A 17,530-nucleotide genomic window follows, 5' to 3' on the forward strand; every position below is an offset into this window, starting at 1 on the left:
AACTACACGTTAGCTATAAACTCATCAATAGTTGTACCGTTTTCCACTTTAAAATCTCCAATTTTAGTTCTTCTAAGTGCAGACAAATGACCTCCCGAATTTAAAGCCAATCCAAAATCATATGCTAAAGATCTTATATAAGTTCCCTTGCTACAGACAACTCTAAATTCTACTTTCGGTAAATTTATTGCGGTAATTTCAAATTCAGAAATAGTGATCTTTCTAGATTTAATTTCAGTAGTTTCACCAGCTCTTGCTAATTCGTACAAGCGTTTTCCTTCTTTTTTAATAGCAGAAAATATTGGTGGTTTTTGATCAATTTCACCAACAAATTGTTTAGTTGTTTCTCTTATTAAATCTTCAGAAATATGATCAGTTGAAAAAGTTTCATTTATTTCTGTTTCTAAATCATAACTTGGTGTAGTTGCTCCTAAAGTAATTTCACCAGTATACTCTTTAATCTGACCTTGATAAATATCAATTTTTTTTGTGAATTTCCCCGTACAAATTATTAATAATCCTGTGGCAAGTGGATCTAAAGTTCCTGCATGGCCAACTTTTATATTTTTAATTTTAAACTTTTGTTTAATATTCCAACGCAGTTTATTAACTACCTGAAAAGAAGTCCAATTAAGTGGCTTATCAATTAGTAAAACCTGACCGTTTTTATAATCTTCTAAAGTCATTATTTGTTATAAAGAGTTATTGATATTGCTATTACTCCAACTATAAAACAATACAAAGAAAAATAAGATAATTTACTTTTCTTAACTATTGCAATCATCCATTTACAAGCAAATAATCCTGCAACAAATGAAGTTATAAAACCTATGGTTAAGTAACCGATTTGACTACTTTCAAAATTAATTGACCCAGACATAACATCTTTTCCAATTTTTCCAAAAATTAAAGGAACTACCATTAAAAAAGAAAATCGAGCTGCTTTCACTCTATCAATTCCCAATAAAACGGATGATGATATAGTTGCTCCAGATCTAGAAATACCAGGTAAAATAGCTAAGGCTTGAGAAACACCAATTACAGCAGCATTAAAAAACGATACATCTTTTGTAGTATTTTTAGCCTTATCAGCAAACAATAGTAATAATGATGTTATGATAAGCATAAACCCAACTAATAAAATTTGACCTCCAAAAAAAGCTTCAAATTGATCTTCAAAGTAAAGACCAGCAAATACAGCTGGAATCATTGAAATAATTATTTTTAATGAAAATTGAAATTCTTCATTCCATTTAAATTGAAATAACCCTTTAAATATTTGAACCACTTCATTTCTAAAAACAACTAAAGTACTTAGCGCTGTTGCAAAGTGTAAAACTACGGTAAAAGTTAAACTTTCACTTGGTAAAGTATCATTTCCAAAAAGTGCTTTTGCTATTTCCAAATGCCCACTAGATGAAACGGGTAAAAACTCGGTTAACCCTTGAATAATCCCTAAGATTATGGCTTCAATATAATTCATTATTTATTTTGAATTTTTAGCCATTATAGCATAAATTTCAATTGCCAACCCAATTAGTACAAGTGTTGGTGCTAATCTTATTCTTCTAAAATTATAAATATCTTCATTAAAAACTTCAGGATTATCACTTCCGCCTCCGGCCATTAAAATAAACCCTAAAGCAATAATTCCAATACCTACTAGCATTAATGTATAATTCTTTTTTCCGAAAAGAAATTCGCTTTTATATTCTTCTTTTTTATTATTCATTATTTTAGTAATAAAGTTCGTCTGTTCTTAAATTTAGAAAACGCTGTGTAGCAAAAAACGTACTAATCCAAGTAATTAGTATACCCATAAGTATTATAAATGCAAATAAAATACCTAGTACTTTATAGTCTGCAAGTAATTCTATTTCTGGAACCATTTTATTCACATATAATATAAAGCCTAATAAGGCTAAAATAGCAACTATAGCACCTAAAACCCCTAACTTGATACTTTTCCAAATAAACGGTTTACGTATAAATCCTTTTGTTGCACCAACCATTTGCATAGTTTTAATTGTAAATCTTTTTGAATACACTGAAAGCCGAATAGAACTATTAATTAAAACCACTGCAATAAGTGTAAATAATGCGCTAAATAACAACATCCAAAAACTAATTCTATTAATATTTTTGGTCAGCAATTCTATTAAAGATTTATCATAAACTACCTCTGCAACAATACTTCTATTCAACAATTGCTTTTCAATAGAAGCCATTTGTTCAGGAGTTACAAAATCAGATTTTAAACTAACATCAATTGCGTTTTTTAAAGGATTACTCCCTAAAAAATTAACAAAATCTTCGCCAATTTCTTCCGAATACTTTTTAGCGGCATCTTTTTTTGAAATATATACAACTTCTTTTGAATATTCTGCTTTTTTTAATTCAGCTTTAAATATTTCAACATCATTTGATTTTGCATTATCCGTTAAGAAAATGGTAATCGCAACTTTTTCTTTAAAATGCTTTGTTATACTATTAGTTTTCAACAAAATAAGACCTAAAAACCCAACTAAAAACAACACCAATCCAATACTTATTATTACTGAAAAGTATGAAGACCGTAATCTTCTTTTCTGATATTTATCAAATGAATTATTCAATTATGAGGTGTTTTATAATAATTTGCAATATACAAATTGTAGTCCGTTTTTTATTTTATAATTTTTTTAAAAATTAAATCACTCAAAATTAATAAAATAATGATCTAAAATACTTGTTAAAGTTTCTATTTAACGTAATTTTTTCTATAAAAATATTAAAGTCTAAAAATTTGAAAATTATAACCACTATCTTTGCACCATGGAAACGAACAGACAAAAGAAAATAGCAGGAGTTTTACAAAAAGACTTAGCAGATGTACTGCAAAATGCAGCTCGTGATGGTATGAAAGGAGTTATTATCTCTGTTACCAAAGTAAATGTTACCTCTGATTTAGGACAGGCAAAAGTATATATTAGCGTTTTCCCACAACTAAAACGAGAAATTATTTTAAAAGGAGTTAAAGAAAACACTTCTTCTATTCGTTATGAAATGGCAAAACGTACAAGAGATCAATTGAGACGTATGCCAGAATTGTCTTTTTATATTGATGATAGTTTAGATTATATTGAAGATATTGACAAGGCTTTACAAGGCAAAAAAGGAAACCCAATTAAAAATCCTGATATTTTAGACAAACGTCAAAAACGATAAGTTGAATTTTTCCTTATACATAGCTAAACGATATTTATTCTCAAAAAGCAGTAACAACACCATAAACATTATTACAATTATTGCTGCTATTGGAGTAATTATTGGAACCTTAGCTTTGTTTATTGTATTATCTGGTTTTTCTGGTTTACGAGAATTTAGTACCGGATTTTTAAACACCTCTGATCCTGATGTTAAAATTACTTCTGTAAAGGGAAAATCTTTTATATTTAATAATAAAATTAGTTCCTATTTAAACGAACAAAAAGGTATTGCTTCTTATACTAAAGTAATTGAAGAACGTGCTTTTTTTGAATTCAACAAAAAAACCCATATTGCATATATTAAGGGCGTTGACACCAATTTTACCAAAGTTAACAGCATAGATTCTACAATATTTATCGGTACTTGGTTAGATAAAAAAATACCTGCAGGAGTAGTTATAGGGAACGGAATTTCAAACATCTTATCCGTAGGTGTATTTGATTTCTTAGAACCTTTAAAAATTTATGTTCCAAAACCTGGAAAGGGATATGCAATAAATCCAAAAAATGCTTTCAATCAAATTGAAACTCAGCCAATTGGAGTATTTTCTATAACCGAAGATATTGACAGGAAATTTACGTTTGTACCTCTTAAATTAGCGCAAAATTTATTAAATTATAAACAAGAACAAATTTCAGCAATTGAATTAAAAGTAGTAAATCTTGATGACAGAGAAGATGTTATTACTGATTTAAAAAACAAACTTGGACCAGATTTTAATATTGAAACCAGAGAACAGTTAAATGAGCTTTTTTATAAAATGTTAAACACTGAAAATTTAGCATCTTATTTAATTTTTACACTTATTTTAATTATTGCCCTATTCAATGTAATTGGAGCAATAATTATGATGATATTGGATAAAAAAGACAACTTAAAAACTTTATATAATTTAGGCGCAACTATAAAAGATATTAAACGTGTATTTATTTTACAAGGCTTTTTATTATCTTTTTTTGGCCTAATAATAGGCCTTTCATTGGGAGTTATTTTGGTTATATTACAAAAAGAATATAGCTTATTTATGATAACCCAACACTTGGCTTATCCCATTAAATTCACGTTTCAAAATTTATTTACAGTTATTGTAACAATTTTGGTACTTGGGTTTATTTCCTCTAAAATTGCGAGTAGTAGAATTTCAAAAAAACTAGTAGAATAACTTAAGGTTTTTTAAAAATGTAAAGTTTATTTTCTGAATCACTTACAATATATATCTTATTGTTATGAATAACAATTCCTTCAGCTTTATGAACCGGAATTGGGAAAGTATTAATTAATTCTCCATTTATTGAAATTTCATAAATTTTTTGTGATTCATCACTTACCAACCATAAATTATTGGTTTCAACATCAAAACAAATTCCCGATAAATCATTTGCAAAATCAATCTTAAAAGAATCCTTTTCTTTTCCTTTTGTTGAAACTTTTAAAACTTCTCTTGGTGAACTCTCATTTACAATAAAAAAACAATCTTCTTTTTCAAAATAACAAACACCTTCTAGCCCACTATTATTCTTTTTTTGATTTCCTTTTATCTTGTATTTCTTATCTGTTTCTCCGTTTGGCTTTATTTTAATAAAGGTTCTTTTTTTCTCATTTAAAACAAATATATCACCCTTTTCATTAACCGCAACACCTTCTAAATCTGTAAAATCCGTAGGGATTTTCTCAATAACCTTTCCATTCAAAGACGTTTTATAAACTACTCCATTATAATCACTTGGTATATAGAGATGATTTTCATAAAACGTTAATCCCGAAGGCTCTTGGATATTTAACTTCACAATATTTAAAGCAATTAATTTTTTTTGAGGAACTACTTTACAAGAATAAAAACTTAAAGTTAAAAAGAATAATAATAAAAGATTTTTCATATAAAAAATTTAAGAAAATTTTTGAAGTACTTCTTCAAAAACATTAAATACATCTTGAGCAACATCTGAAGTTACCATTTTTAAACGATATTCCTTAAAATGAGGAATTCCTTTAAAATAATTAGTGTAATGTCTTCTAGTTTCCATAACCCCAACAATTTCACTTTCTTTCCAGTCAATTTCCATTTGTAAATGGCGTTTTGCCATTTCAACTCTATCAGCAATGGTAATTTCAGGTAAATGTTCACCCGTTTCAATAAAGTGTTTTACTTGTTTAAAAAACCAAGGGTTTCCAATACTCGCACGTCCAATCATTGCACCATCTAAACCAAACTTATCACGCATTTCTACTGCTTTTTCTGGCGTATTCACATCACCATTTCCAAAAACAGGAATATGCATTCTACTATTATTTTTCACCTCGGCAATTGGCGCCCAATTTGCACTTCCTTTATACATTTGAGCTCTAGTACGCCCATGGATAGAAATAGCTTTACAACCAACATCCTGCAAACGCTCAGCAACCTCAACAATTTTTATAGAAGCATCATCCCAACCCAAACGCGTTTTCACCGTAATTGGTAAATTGGTGTGTTTCACCATAGCTTCGGTTAGCTCAACCATTAAATCTATATCTTTTAAAATACCAGCTCCAGCACCTTTGCTCACTACCTTTTTCACAGGACAACCAAAATTTATATCAATAATATCAGGGTTTGATTGTTCAACAATCTCAACCGTACGAAGCATTGATTCTAAATTAGCTCCAAAAATTTGAATACCAACTGGACGTTCTTTTTCATAAATGTCCAATTTTTTTCTACTTTTAGCTGCATCTCTAATTAAGCCTTCACTTGAAATAAATTCGGTATACACCACATCCGCACCTTGCTCTTTGCACAATGCCCTAAATGGTGGATCACTCACATCTTCCATTGGAGCTAACAACAATGGAAAATCATTCAACTCTATATCTCCTATTTTTACCAAATCTAAATTTTTGGGCAAATTTAATAATATTTTTGAATAGTATATTGTTAATGAAATTTAACCCAATTTACAGAAACCTACAAAACCAATCTTTTTTATATAAATATTAACTTAAAATTAGATTTAAACACCTAAAATATCTTTTTAGAATAATATAAAACCTAACCTCAATTAGCTAATTATTTTTATTAGTTTTGGTTATTAAAACCAAAACAGCCCCTTTCTATGAAACTTTCTAACTTTTTAATAGTTGTCGCAACATTTACAATTATGATATCTTGTTCGGATTCTGACTCTGATATTGATGAACAACCTGAAATAATTAACGAACAACCAGAAGAAGTATTAGAAGAGGTAGAAGAAACAGAAGAAGAGAATGTTAGCTCTGTAACAATTGTTGAAGGCATAAAATATGGTCCTGATTTTATTGTTTTTGAGCCAGAAATCACAAAATCAGATTTAGGTTTATGGGTTAAAAGAACTCCTGAAGATTCAAAATATTATAAAAGTGAAGATATTGAAGCTATTAACAAAACCTATTTAGAATTTACAGGAAACAATTTAAACGGCGGAAATGCAAAATCTCCCCTAACTTACACATTTACAGCTCCAAAAACAGCAAAATTCAGAATTGTAATGCGCATGTACCAACCATTATTAGATGGTGAAGCAGGAGACAAAAGAAATGATATTTGGATTAAATTAGCAGGAGATTTTACTTCTGCTTGCATATACCCTACCGAAGATTTAAAAACAAACCATAAATTTTGGGGAAGAGGCGTACGCAAATGGGGTTCTCTTCATAACTTAGAAGGCCATGTAAACGGTGTTAAAAAACTTGCTAAAGTAGTTTACAATTTAAAAGAAGGAAAGACCTATACACTTACAATTTCTGGCAGAGCTCAAGGATGTAGCATAGACTACATTTTACTTTATGATCAAAATTTAGGTTTCAACATTGTAAATCACACAGATTTAGCTAAAGAATTAATAGAATTATATAGACCTGAAATTTTAAATTAATAAAAAAGACACCTAACTGATTGCTTATTTTTTAAAGCTATTTTATAAAAAACGCAATTAATAAATTGATTTTTCATTAATTAAAAAATATTTTACATAAGTATTGTTTCTCTTTTAATAATTAGCAATAACCCATTAAATCTTGTATTTTTGAATTAATAAGAATACATATATGAAAACTTACAATTGGGCCATTTTAGGCTGCGGAAATATTGCAAAAAAGTTTACTACAGAATTAAAATTATTACCAAATGCTAATTTATACGCTACTGCATCAAGAAGTTTAGAAAAAGCTGAAAATTTCGCCAATGAATTTGGTTTTAAAAAAGCATATGGATCATACCCAGAAATGATAAACGATCCCAATGTTGATGCTGTCTATATTGCTACTCCTCACAATTTTCATTTTAAACATTCCATTTTATGTTTAACTAATAAAAAAGCTGTTTTATGTGAAAAACCATTTGCAATTAATACTAAAGAAGTTCAGCAAATGATAAAAGTTTCAAAAGAAAATAACACCTTTTTAATGGAAGCTTTTTGGGTTCTTTTTAGACCTAAACTTAAAAAAGTTCAGGAAATAATTGCCAAAGAAAACTTAGGGAAATTAAAATTTGTGAAATCAGATTTTATGTTCAATGCTGAGTTTAACCCAGATGGAAGACTTTATAATGTGGATTTAGGAGGTGGTTCTTTATTAGATATTGGTATTTATTCAATATTTACTGCACTTGTATTTTTAGGAGTACCAGATGATATTATGGCGTTACCCCATTTTAGCCCAACTGGCTCTGAGGAAAGTATTTCTATGTTATTTGGTTATAAAAACGGAGCAACAGCCGTGTTAACTTCAAGTATAGATTCTAGTTACAAAAATGAATCTGAGTTATGTTTTGAAAATGGGATTATTAAATTTGATCGTTTTTCAAAAGACAAAATCATCTTGATAAAAGATGGAAATACTAAAGAAATCAACTTTGAACCAGGCCCAAATATGGGATATCAATATGAGGCGATTCATGTGATGGAATGCCTAGATAAAAAATTGATTGAAAGCCCTATTCTAAGCCATAAATTAAGTTTAGATTTGATAAGAACTTTAGACCGTGTTAGAAATAAAGCCGGTATTATTTTCCCAAATCACGACTAATTTTATTTTCAATTTTGAAACAATTAATTAGTTATCTTTGCGCAAAACCAAGTTGAAAGGAATACGAAGTATGAAAAACATTAGAAATTTTTGCATTATTGCTCATATTGATCACGGTAAAAGTACTTTGGCCGATAGGTTGTTAAGTTTTACAGGAACAACAACTGCTCGTCAAGAACAAGCTCAGTTGTTAGATAGTATGGATTTAGAGCGTGAACGTGGTATTACCATAAAAAGTCACGCTATTCAAATGGATTACATATATGAAGGTGAAAAATATGTATTAAACTTAATTGACACTCCTGGTCACGTAGATTTTTCATATGAAGTTTCGCGTTCCATAGCTGCTTGTGAAGGTGCTTTATTAATTGTAGATGCTGCACAAAGTATTCAAGCACAAACTATTTCTAATTTATACTTAGCATTAGAAAATGATTTGGAAATTATTCCAGTCTTAAATAAAGTTGATTTACCAGGTGCAAATCCTGAAGAAGTTACAGATGATATAGTAGATTTATTAGGCTGTGATCCTGATGAAGTAATTCACGCAAGTGGAAAAACTGGATTTGGAGTTGAAAATATTTTAAAAGCTATTATTGAAAAAGTTCCGGCTCCAACAGGAAGTGTTGAAGAACCTTTACAGGCATTAATTTTTGATTCTGTTTATAATTCATACCGTGGAGTTGAAACTTATTTTAGAGTTTTAAACGGTGAAATTAAAAAGGGCCAACGAGTAAAATTTATGGCAACGGAGAAAGAATATATCGCCGATGAAGTTGGAACTTTAAAATTAAATCAAGTACCTAAGCCAAGTATAAAAGCTGGTGATGTTGGATATTTAATTACAGGTGTAAAAGCAGCAAGTGAAATAAAAGTAGGAGATACCATTACAGATGCTGTAAATCCAACCCAAAATATAATTGATGGTTTTGAAGATGTAAAACCAATGGTTTTTGCAGGTATTTACCCTGTAGATACTGAAGATTATGAAGAATTACGTAATTCTATGGAAAAGCTGCAGTTAAATGATGCTTCTTTGGTATTTATACCAGAAAGTTCAGCTGCTTTAGGTTTTGGATTTAGATGTGGATTCTTAGGAATGTTGCATTTGGAAATAATTCAAGAACGTTTAGAACGTGAGTTTGATATGACTGTAATTACTACGGTTCCTAACGTATCTTACCACGCATTTACAAATAAAAATCCCGATGAAATATTATTAGTAAACAATCCATCGGATTTACCTGAACCATCAAAATTAAACAGAGTTGAAGAACCATTTATAAAAGCAACCATAATTACCAAATCTGATTTTGTTGGACCGGTAATGAGTTTGTGTATTGAAAAACGTGGACAAATAGTAAATCAAAATTATTTAACTCCAGAAAGAGTTGAATTATCTTTTGAAATGCCATTAGCTGAAATAGTTTTCGATTTTTATGATCGTTTAAAAACAGTTTCAAAAGGATACGCTTCTTTTGATTATCACCCAACAGGATTAAAGGCTTCAAAACTAGTTAAAGTTGATATTTTATTAAACGGACAATCGGTAGATGCACTTTCAGCATTAATTCACGCAGACAACGCGTATAATATTGGTAAAAAAATGTGTGAAAAACTACGTCAATTAATACCTCGTCAACAATTCGACATTCCTATTCAAGCGGCAATTGGTGCAAAAATTATTTCTCGTGAAACAATTAAAGCACTTAGAAAAGATGTTACCGCTAAATGTTATGGTGGTGATATTTCTAGAAAACGTAAATTATTAGAAAAACAAAAGAAAGGTAAAAAACGTATGCGCCAGGTTGGAAATGTAGAAATTCCACAAGAAGCATTTATGGCAGTTTTAAAATTGAATGATTAAGTTTTAACTTTTTTTAAAATAATATACAATAGCCTTTGATATAATCAAAGGCTATTTTTTTTTGCTATTAAATTAGAATTTATATTTTTTGTCTAAAATTTCACTGTTTTAAAAGAAAATGATCAAAGAAAATAATATCTAAATCATTAATTACAACTTAAACTAAAAACAAAAAGCCCTTAAACTTAAGTTTAAGGGCTTTTTGTTTTTGAAAACGACTAGAGAATTACTCTCCGTGCATCCAAGTTTTCTTTGCTAATAATTGCTCTTCAGTTTCTACGTGATCTTCATCAGGAACACAACAATCAACTGGACAAACAGAAGCACATTGAGGCTCATCGTGGAAACCTTTACATTCAGTACACTTATCAGTAACAATAAAATAAAACTCATCTGATTTCGGTTCATGCATTTCATCTGCATCAACTTCTCCACCACCTGGTAATGTTACAGTACCACTTAATTCAGTTTCATCTGCATACGCCCATTCAGTATCTGGTTCGTATATTGCATTGTTTGGACATTCAGAAATACATGCATCACAATTAATACATTCATCTGTTATTTTAATAGCCATATTATCTTATTTTAATTTAATACTAAATACAAATTTATAGATTTTTTCACAATTTAGTGTGATAAAAGTCATTTATAGATTTAAAAAGTATCTATAAATTTGAGATAGTCAACACAGTGTGGAAAAATTTCTATAAATTTAAATAAAATTTTCTAATTAGCATAAATTATGATTACAGCTAAAACAAAGGATCAACCTGAAGTACTGGAAGCGGTCATTATCCGTTTTGTTGGTGATTCAGGGGATGGAATGCAATTAACAGGAACACAATTTTCAGACACGTCTGCAATGTTTGGAAATGATATAGCAACTTTTCCTAATTACCCTTCTGAAATAAGGGCACCGCAAGGAAGTTTATATGGAGTCTCCGGATTTCAAGTACACATTGGAAGTGTTGAAATAAGCACTCCTGGTGATGAAGTGGATTTATTAGTGGCAATGAATCCTGCAGGATTAAAAACAAATTTACATGCTGTTAAGCCTGGAAATACAATTATTGTAGATACGGACTCTTTCACTAAAAAAAACCTTGAAAAAGCGCAGTATGCAACAAATCCTTTAGAAGATGATAGTTTAGAGAATTATCGTGTTATTCAAGTTTCTATGACTTCTTTAACCAAAGAATCTTTAAAAGGTGTTGAAGGACTCGACAACAAATCAATAACCAGAAGTAAAAACATGTTTGCTTTAGGGATGGTTTATTGGATGTATGACAGATCAACAGAACATACTGAAGAATTTTTCAATAAAAAATTCAAATCAAAACCAAGTATTATAGAAGCAAATACAAGAGTGTTAAAAGCAGGCTTTAACTATGCAAACACTTTAGAGTTAATTCCAAATTCTTATACCATCTCACCTGCTAAAATGTCTCCTGGTACTTATAGAATTATTATGGGTAACACGGCAACAGCTTGGGGGTTTTTAGCTGCTGCAGAAAAATCAGGCTTAAATTTATTTTTGGGTTCATATCCTATTACACCAGCTACAGATATTTTACATGAATTAGTAAAACATAAACATTTTGGAGTGAAAGCTTTTCAGGCTGAAGATGAAATTGCTGGAATTTGCTCTGCAATTGGCGCCTCTTTTGCTGGAAATTTAGCAATAACCACAACATCTGGGCCTGGTTTAGCTTTAAAAGGTGAAGCATTAGGTTTGGCTATGATGATTGAATTACCGCTTGTTTTGGTTAATGTTCAACGCGGTGGGCCTTCAACAGGATTACCTACAAAAACAGAACAATCAGATTTATTACAAGCTATGTATGGTAGAAACGGTGAAAGTCCGGTAATTGTTATTGCTTCAAGTACGCCTGCAGATTGTTTTGATTATGCTTATCAGGCAGCAAAATTAGCCATAGAACATATGACTCCGGTAATTTTATTAACGGATGGTTATATTGCAAATGGCTCTGCTCCTTGGAAAATTAAATCTGTTTCAGAAATGCCCGAAATTAAAAATAATAAGGTTACTGAAATAAAAGAAAATTGGCATCCTTATGATAGAAATCCAGATACATTAGCCAGAAACTGGGCTATTCCGGGTACTCCAGGGTTAGAACATAGAGTTGGAGGTTTGGAAAAAGATCGAGTTACGGGGAATGTTTCTTACATACCAGACAACCATGAATATATGACTAAAATTAGAGCTGAAAAGGTAAAAAGAGTTCAAAATTATATTCCTGATATTAAACCTGAATTTGCAGAAACAGGAGATTTATTAGTTATTGGATGGGGAGGAACTTACGGATCACTTCATTCTGCAGTTAAACAAATAAACTCAGAAGGTTATACAAAAATAGGTTTTGCACATTTTAATTTTATTAACCCACTTCCTAAAAACACAAAACAACTATTATCAAAATTTAAAAAAATAGTAGTTTGTGAACTAAATAATGGTCAGTTTTCAAAAATTTTAAGCGGTCATTTTAATGGAATTGAGTTTTTACAATTCAACAAAATACAAGGATTACCTTTTGGAAATACAGAGCTAATTGAAAAATTTAAACAACTAGTACAATAATTATGGAAACAGCTGAAAAAAAATACACATTTAAAGATTTCGCCAGCGATCAAGAAGTAAGATGGTGTCCTGGTTGTGATGATTACGTTATTTTACGTTCAATGCAAAAAGCACTTCCAGAAATGAATGTTAAAAGAGAAAACGTTGTTTTTATATCTGGAATTGGATGTTCATCTCGTTTTCCATATTATATGAATACTTATGGAATGCATAGTATTCATGGTAGAGCACCTGGAATTGCTTCAGGAGTTAAATTAGCCAATCCAGATCTTAGTGTTTGGATTATTACTGGTGATGGTGATGCTATGGCAATTGGAGGAAATCACTTTATTCATTTACTTAGAAGAAACATTAATTTAAACATTGTTTTGTTTAATAATGAAATATATGGTTTAACTAAAGGTCAATTCTCCCCTACTTCATTAGTAGGTCAAAAAACAAAATCTTCTCCTTATGGAAATACACAACCGCCATTTCAACCAGGCGAATTAGCCCTTGGAGCGCAAGCAAGATTTTTTGCAAGAATTGGAGGAAACAATCCAAAAGATATGTCTAAAATTTTTATTGAATCTCATAAATTCAATGGAACATCTTTAATTGAGATATTACAAAATTGTGTAATTTTTAATGATGGATGTTTTAAAAATGTTACAGATAAAGAGGTTAAAGAAGACAAACAAATTTATTTAGAACAGGGTAAACCAATGATTTTTGGTAAAAACCGAGATAAAGGAATTGTACTTAATGGTTTAAAATTAGAAGTTGTAACTATTGGTGAAAATGGAATAACGCAAGAAGATTTGTTAGTACATAACGCTAAAGAACAAGACCCAACATTACATCAAATGCTAGTTCGTTTACAAAATCCGATTGCAACCGGAATTATCCGAAGCTTTGATGATATTACGCTTGAAGAGCGTGTTGATGCCTTAACAGTTGAGGTAAAAGCAAATTCAAAATTCAAAAAAACTGACGACCTTTTCTTTTCTGGAGAAACTTATGAGGTTGAATAAAATACTATTTAACAAATTACATTAAACTTTTTAAGCCAAAAGTAAATTCGTACTTTTGGCTTATTTAAAATAAATATAAATAATATTTTAATTTAATCAATTAATCTACTACTTTTGTAGACTAATAAAAAAAACGCATATTAATGGGCTCAGAGGCAATTATTGTATTTCTGTTAGCTGGCATTGTTCTTGTTGCTGGTGCAAATTTTTTATCGAATTTAATTTCGCATAAGTCAGACAACCCTCAAAAAAGAGAACCTTACGAAAGTGGTATGAAAACTATTGGACCTACTTGGGTACAATTTAAAGTTGGCTATTATTTATTTGCTATTCTATTTTTAATATTTGATGTTGAAGTTGCTTTTTTAATTCCTTGGGCAGTTGTTTTTAAGGATCTTGGAACGGTTGCTTTTATTGAAATATTGGTATTTCTTTTAATATTAGGGTTAGGTTTGTTGTATGCGTGGAAAAAAGGAGCATTAAAATGGGAGTAGATAAAAAACGATTTATAAGTGAATTGGGAGATGACGGGAGAACTCCAGTAATTCCAAAAGATTTTCCAGGTAAAGTAATTCCAGCAGGAAATGGAGCAAATGTAATTGTTACTTCATTGGATCAAATAATTAATTGGGGAAGGTCAAATTCATTATGGTCGCTGTATTTTGGTACAAGTTGCTGTGCTATTGAAATGATGCAAACGGGAGCTGCAAAACACGATTATTCAAGATTTGGATTTGAAGTAGCACGCCCTTCACCTCGTCAAGCTGATTTAATTATTATTGCAGGAACCATTGTAAATAAAATGGCGCCAGTATTAAGAAGGTTGTACGACCAAATGGCCGAACCAAAGTATGTAATTGCAATGGGAGCTTGTGCTATTTCGGGAGGACCATTTTTTTATAACACGTATTCTGTTGTTAAAGGAGCAGATCATGTAATTCCCGTAGATGTATACGTACCTGGTTGCCCACCACGTCCTGAAGCTTTGTTGGAAGGAATGTTAATGCTTCAAGACAAAATTAGAACAGAAAGTTTAAAACATAAAGAAAATCCTATTGATGGATTTGATGAAGGTAAATAATACTGAATTTATATGACGAACGAAGCATTACAAAATTTAATAAACAGTTGGATTCCTGAATTGGAATTTACTGAAGAAGGCTCTCAGTTTTTAAATATTTCAGTAAAACCTGAACAATTACACCAATTAATGTCGCAATTAAAAAGTAACACTGAAACAAGTTTCGATTATTTATTTTGTGTGACTGGTATGGATTGGGGTAAAGAATTAGGTGTAATTTATCATTTAGAATCTACAACACATAGGCATATTATTGTTGTTAAAGTACAAACTGAAGACAGAGAAAATCCAACTTTTGATACCGTTTCAAATATTTGGAAAACTGCAGATTTTCACGAACGTGAAGTATTTGATTTCTTCGGAATAAAATTCAATAACCATCCAAATTTAAAACGCTTGTTTTTAACGGATGAATGGGAAGGTTTTCCTCTTCGAAAAGATTATGTAGATGAAATTAATATGGTTATTAAATAAATAATAATGGATACAAATATTGCAAACAGCAACTTAAAATCTGAAGATTATTTTATAAATATGGGACCTCAACACCCTGCAACTCATGGTGTTTTGCGTTTATTATTAACCATAGATGGTGAAATAATTAAAAAAGTGGAGCCAGATTTAGGCTACATTCATCGTTCTATTGAAAAAATGTGCGAGCGAGATAGCTATCAACAAATTGTTCATTTAACAGATAGAATGGATTATTTATCGTCTCATATTAATAACGAAGCAGTTTGCTTAACGGTTGAAAACGCTTTACAATTAGAAGTTCCTGAGCGTGTAAAATTTGTTAGAACTATTATTGGTGAATTAACAAGAATTGCATCTCATTGTTTATGGTGGGGAGTTATGGGAATGGACATTGGTGCATTAACAACTTATTTTTACGGTTTTAGAGATCGTGAAATGATTAACGACATTTTTGAAGAAACTTGTGGTGCTCGATTAACAATGAACTACAATATACCAGGTGGTTTAATGTTTGATATTCATCCAAATTTTGTGAAAAGAACCAAGGATTTTGTTGCACATTTTAAAACTAAAATCCCTGAATACGATAAATTATTAACTGGAAACGTGATTTTTCAGAAGAGAATGAAAGGTGTTGGAATTTTATCTAAGGAAGATGCCATTTCTTTTGGTGCTTCAGGCCCTGTTGCTCGTGGTTCTGGTTATTCTTGCGATGTTAGAAAATATCATTCATATAGTGCTTTGGATAAAGTAACATTTAATGAAGCATTAAAAACTGAAGGAGATAGTTTAGCTCGTTACGAAATTAGAATTCAAGAAATGTGGGAGTCTCTTTCAATTATAGAACAGCTAATTGATAACATTCCTGAAGGAGAACACAAAGTTGCTACAAATGCGGTAATTAAATTACCTAAAGGTGAATTTTATCAAAAAGTTGAAACAGCAAGAGGTGAATTAGGCGTTTTTATAAACAGTACTGGAACAAAAAACCCTTATAGGTTAAAGTTTCGTTCTCCTGGTTTTTCAAACTTATCGTTGTTAAATCATATTGCTGTTGGAGGTAAAATTGGAGATTTAGTAGCATCTATGGCAACATTAGATTTGGTAATTCCAGATATTGACAGATAAAATTAATACAATGAATATAACATTAAGTATTACAACAACTATCTACAAATTTCTTTCAGAATATATGTCTGAAGGAGCAGCTAATATTGGAGCAATGGTAACAATTGCATTAATATATCTGGCAATTTTTGCTGTTGCAGGTTTGTATTTAGTATTACTTGAAAGAAAAGTAGCTGCTTGGTTTCAATTAAGAATTGGACCAAACCGAGTTGGACCTTGGGGATTGTTACAAACTATGGCTGATGCTTTAAAATTGGTTTCAAAAGAATTAACAGGAACCGTAAAAGCAGATAAATTTTTATACAACTTAGCTCCTTATTTTGTAATTATTTCATCATTAATGGCTTTGGCTGTTTTTCCTTTTACTCAAGAATTTCAAGCTTTTGATATAAATATTGGAATCTTCTTTTTAATTGCAATTTCATCTATTGGTGTAATTGGAATTTTATTAGGAGGTTGGGCAAGTAACAATAAATTTGCTTTAATTGGCGCTATGCGTAGTGGAGTCCAAACTATAAGTTATGAACTTTCTGTAGGCTTATCATTAGTAACAATGGTATTATTAACAGGAACTTTACAACTTTCAGAAATAATTGAAGTTCAAAAAAATGGTTGGTTAATTATACAAGGTCATTTTCCTGCAATTATTGCATTTATGATTTATATGATTGCCGGAACTGCAGAAACTAACAGAGCTCCTTTTGATATGGTTGAAGCTGAAAGTGAATTAGGAGCTGGTTTTCATACTGAATATTCAGGAATGAAATTCGCTTATTTCTTTTTAGCTGAATTTATAAATATGTTCATTATTGCTGCAATTGCTGCAACTATATTTTTCGGTGGATGGCTTTCTCCTTTCGGAATAACAGAATCAATCCCTTGGTTAGGTATTTTCTGGTTTTTAGGAAAAACTTTTGTCTTGGTATTTTTAATGATGTGGTTTAGATGGACATTCCCAAGATTAAGAGTTGACCAATTATTAACATTAGAGTGGAAGTATTTGTTACCACTTAACTTACTAAATATAGTGCTTATGGCATTAATTGTTTGGTTAGGTTTAACAATTCAATTATAGA

At 30.4% G+C, this 17,530-nt stretch carries 19 protein-coding genes; 12 read left to right on the forward strand and 7 right to left on the reverse strand.

From position 1 onward, the window contains the following. Nucleotides 1-2 precede the first annotated feature (2 nt). Genes truB through DAD81_RS14465 form a run of 4 tightly spaced genes read right to left on the reverse strand, consistent with a single transcriptional unit; the run spans nt 3 to nt 2,615 of the window. The gene (gene truB, locus DAD81_RS14450; protein WP_111708989.1) at nt 3-686 is read right to left on the reverse strand and encodes a tRNA pseudouridine(55) synthase TruB; all 684 of its coding nucleotides are present in this window, start codon (nt 684-686) and stop codon (nt 3-5) included. Then, nucleotides 686-1,483 (reverse strand): undecaprenyl-diphosphate phosphatase, encoded by a 798-nt coding sequence (locus DAD81_RS14455; RefSeq protein WP_111708990.1) that lies wholly within the window; start codon nt 1,481-1,483, stop codon nt 686-688. Before DAD81_RS14455 ends, truB begins: the two co-directional genes overlap by 1 nt. Before the next feature lie 3 nt (nt 1,484-1,486). Further along, nucleotides 1,487-1,732: a DUF3098 domain-containing protein gene (locus DAD81_RS14460; protein ID WP_111708991.1), complete on the reverse strand. Its 246-nt coding sequence runs from the start codon at nt 1,730-1,732 to the stop codon at nt 1,487-1,489. 4 nt (nt 1,733-1,736) lie between these two features. Further along, nucleotides 1,737-2,615, reverse strand: a complete 879-nt coding sequence (locus DAD81_RS14465) for a cell division protein FtsX (RefSeq protein WP_111708992.1) — start codon at nt 2,613-2,615, stop codon at nt 1,737-1,739. 199 nt (nt 2,616-2,814) lie between these two features. Here DAD81_RS14465 and rbfA point away from each other — a divergent pair, with 199 nt between their 5' ends. Next, nucleotides 2,815-3,207, forward strand: coding sequence for a 30S ribosome-binding factor RbfA (gene rbfA / locus DAD81_RS14470; protein WP_111708993.1), 393 nt, complete (start codon nt 2,815-2,817; stop codon nt 3,205-3,207). Between the two features lies 1 nt (nt 3,208). Beyond that, a complete protein-coding gene (locus DAD81_RS14475) occupies nt 3,209-4,411 on the forward strand; it encodes an ABC transporter permease (protein ID WP_111708994.1) in 1,203 nt (400 codons plus the stop codon). Nucleotide 4,412: 1 nt separating this feature from the next. On the opposite strand, the gene DAD81_RS14480 is transcribed toward DAD81_RS14475, so the two are convergent. Both DAD81_RS14480 and dusB read right to left on the reverse strand, forming a co-directional pair. Next, complete coding sequence (locus DAD81_RS14480) at nt 4,413-5,126, reverse strand: SdiA-regulated domain-containing protein (protein WP_111708995.1); 714 nt, start codon at nt 5,124-5,126, stop codon at nt 4,413-4,415. Nucleotides 5,127-5,135: 9 nt separating this feature from the next. Beyond that, nucleotides 5,136-6,116: a tRNA dihydrouridine synthase DusB gene (dusB, locus tag DAD81_RS14485; protein WP_111708996.1), complete on the reverse strand. Its 981-nt coding sequence runs from the start codon at nt 6,114-6,116 to the stop codon at nt 5,136-5,138. A gap of 225 nt (nt 6,117-6,341) precedes the next feature. Here dusB and DAD81_RS14490 point away from each other — a divergent pair, with 225 nt between their 5' ends. The 3 genes from DAD81_RS14490 to lepA all read left to right on the forward strand — a co-directional run bounded on the left by DAD81_RS14490 (nt 6,342) and on the right by lepA (nt 10,156). Continuing rightward, a complete protein-coding gene (locus DAD81_RS14490) occupies nt 6,342-7,139 on the forward strand; it encodes a hypothetical protein (RefSeq protein WP_157961145.1) in 798 nt (265 codons plus the stop codon). Between the two features lie 172 nt (nt 7,140-7,311). Further along, the gene (locus tag DAD81_RS14495) at nt 7,312-8,289 is read left to right on the forward strand and encodes a Gfo/Idh/MocA family protein (protein ID WP_111708998.1); all 978 of its coding nucleotides are present in this window, start codon (nt 7,312-7,314) and stop codon (nt 8,287-8,289) included. Nucleotides 8,290-8,359: 70 nt separating this feature from the next. Then, nucleotides 8,360-10,156, forward strand: a complete 1,797-nt coding sequence (gene lepA, locus DAD81_RS14500) for a translation elongation factor 4 (RefSeq protein WP_111708999.1) — start codon at nt 8,360-8,362, stop codon at nt 10,154-10,156. A 226-nt stretch (nt 10,157-10,382) separates the two neighbouring features. On the opposite strand, the gene DAD81_RS14505 is transcribed toward lepA, so the two are convergent. Beyond that, nucleotides 10,383-10,733, reverse strand: a complete 351-nt coding sequence (locus DAD81_RS14505; protein WP_111709000.1) for a 4Fe-4S dicluster domain-containing protein — start codon at nt 10,731-10,733, stop codon at nt 10,383-10,385. A 168-nt stretch (nt 10,734-10,901) separates the two neighbouring features. Between DAD81_RS14505 and DAD81_RS14510 the strand changes: the two genes are divergently transcribed. The 7 genes from DAD81_RS14510 to nuoH all read left to right on the forward strand — a co-directional run bounded on the left by DAD81_RS14510 (nt 10,902) and on the right by nuoH (nt 17,529). Further along, nucleotides 10,902-12,758: a 2-oxoacid:acceptor oxidoreductase subunit alpha gene (locus DAD81_RS14510; RefSeq protein WP_111709001.1), complete on the forward strand. Its 1,857-nt coding sequence runs from the start codon at nt 10,902-10,904 to the stop codon at nt 12,756-12,758. 2 nt (nt 12,759-12,760) lie between these two features. After that, complete coding sequence (locus DAD81_RS14515; protein ID WP_111709002.1) at nt 12,761-13,771, forward strand: 2-oxoacid:ferredoxin oxidoreductase subunit beta; 1,011 nt, start codon at nt 12,761-12,763, stop codon at nt 13,769-13,771. 143 nt (nt 13,772-13,914) lie between these two features. After that, nucleotides 13,915-14,265 (forward strand): NADH-quinone oxidoreductase subunit A, encoded by a 351-nt coding sequence (locus DAD81_RS14520; RefSeq protein WP_111709003.1) that lies wholly within the window; start codon nt 13,915-13,917, stop codon nt 14,263-14,265. After that, complete coding sequence (locus tag DAD81_RS14525) at nt 14,256-14,852, forward strand: NADH-quinone oxidoreductase subunit B (RefSeq protein ID WP_245949292.1); 597 nt, start codon at nt 14,256-14,258, stop codon at nt 14,850-14,852. Before DAD81_RS14520 ends, DAD81_RS14525 begins: the two co-directional genes overlap by 10 nt. Nucleotides 14,853-14,864: 12 nt before the next feature. Beyond that, nucleotides 14,865-15,326 carry an NADH-quinone oxidoreductase subunit C gene (locus DAD81_RS14530; protein WP_111709005.1) on the forward strand — a complete coding sequence of 154 codons (462 nt, stop codon included), beginning with the start codon at nt 14,865-14,867 and terminating at the stop codon, nt 15,324-15,326. 6 nt (nt 15,327-15,332) lie between these two features. Further along, nucleotides 15,333-16,454, forward strand: a complete 1,122-nt coding sequence (locus tag DAD81_RS14535) for an NADH-quinone oxidoreductase subunit D (RefSeq protein WP_111709006.1) — start codon at nt 15,333-15,335, stop codon at nt 16,452-16,454. A 10-nt stretch (nt 16,455-16,464) separates the two neighbouring features. Then, nucleotides 16,465-17,529: an NADH-quinone oxidoreductase subunit NuoH gene (gene nuoH / locus DAD81_RS14540; protein ID WP_111709077.1), complete on the forward strand. Its 1,065-nt coding sequence runs from the start codon at nt 16,465-16,467 to the stop codon at nt 17,527-17,529. Nucleotide 17,530: the final 1 nt, after the last annotated feature.

It is taken from the genome of Lutibacter citreus, assembly GCF_003260195.1.
Taxonomy (GTDB): Bacteria; Bacteroidota; Bacteroidia; order Flavobacteriales; family Flavobacteriaceae; genus Lutibacter; species Lutibacter citreus.

What these genes read in the sequence shown, in the direction of transcription:
- truB (WP_111708989.1), bottom strand. Translation starts at nt 686, where the DNA reads ATGACTTTAGAAGATTATAAAAACGGTCAGGTTTTACTAATTGATAAG.
- DAD81_RS14455 (WP_111708990.1), bottom strand. Translation starts at nt 1,483, where the DNA reads ATGAATTATATTGAAGCCATAATCTTAGGGATTATTCAAGGGTTAACC.
- DAD81_RS14460 (WP_111708991.1), bottom strand. Translation starts at nt 1,732, where the DNA reads ATGAATAATAAAAAAGAAGAATATAAAAGCGAATTTCTTTTCGGAAAA.
- rbfA (WP_111708993.1), top strand. Translation starts at nt 2,815, where the DNA reads ATGGAAACGAACAGACAAAAGAAAATAGCAGGAGTTTTACAAAAAGAC.
- DAD81_RS14480 (WP_111708995.1), bottom strand. Translation starts at nt 5,126, where the DNA reads ATGAAAAATCTTTTATTATTATTCTTTTTAACTTTAAGTTTTTATTCT.
- DAD81_RS14490 (WP_157961145.1), top strand. Translation starts at nt 6,342, where the DNA reads ATGAAACTTTCTAACTTTTTAATAGTTGTCGCAACATTTACAATTATG.
- DAD81_RS14495 (WP_111708998.1), top strand. Translation starts at nt 7,312, where the DNA reads ATGAAAACTTACAATTGGGCCATTTTAGGCTGCGGAAATATTGCAAAA.
- lepA (WP_111708999.1), top strand. Translation starts at nt 8,360, where the DNA reads ATGAAAAACATTAGAAATTTTTGCATTATTGCTCATATTGATCACGGT.
- DAD81_RS14505 (WP_111709000.1), bottom strand. Translation starts at nt 10,733, where the DNA reads ATGGCTATTAAAATAACAGATGAATGTATTAATTGTGATGCATGTATT.
- DAD81_RS14510 (WP_111709001.1), top strand. Translation starts at nt 10,902, where the DNA reads ATGATTACAGCTAAAACAAAGGATCAACCTGAAGTACTGGAAGCGGTC.
- DAD81_RS14515 (WP_111709002.1), top strand. Translation starts at nt 12,761, where the DNA reads ATGGAAACAGCTGAAAAAAAATACACATTTAAAGATTTCGCCAGCGAT.
- DAD81_RS14520 (WP_111709003.1), top strand. Translation starts at nt 13,915, where the DNA reads ATGGGCTCAGAGGCAATTATTGTATTTCTGTTAGCTGGCATTGTTCTT.
- DAD81_RS14525 (WP_245949292.1), top strand. Translation starts at nt 14,256, where the DNA reads ATGGGAGTAGATAAAAAACGATTTATAAGTGAATTGGGAGATGACGGG.
- DAD81_RS14530 (WP_111709005.1), top strand. Translation starts at nt 14,865, where the DNA reads ATGACGAACGAAGCATTACAAAATTTAATAAACAGTTGGATTCCTGAA.
- DAD81_RS14535 (WP_111709006.1), top strand. Translation starts at nt 15,333, where the DNA reads ATGGATACAAATATTGCAAACAGCAACTTAAAATCTGAAGATTATTTT.
- nuoH (WP_111709077.1), top strand. Translation starts at nt 16,465, where the DNA reads ATGAATATAACATTAAGTATTACAACAACTATCTACAAATTTCTTTCA.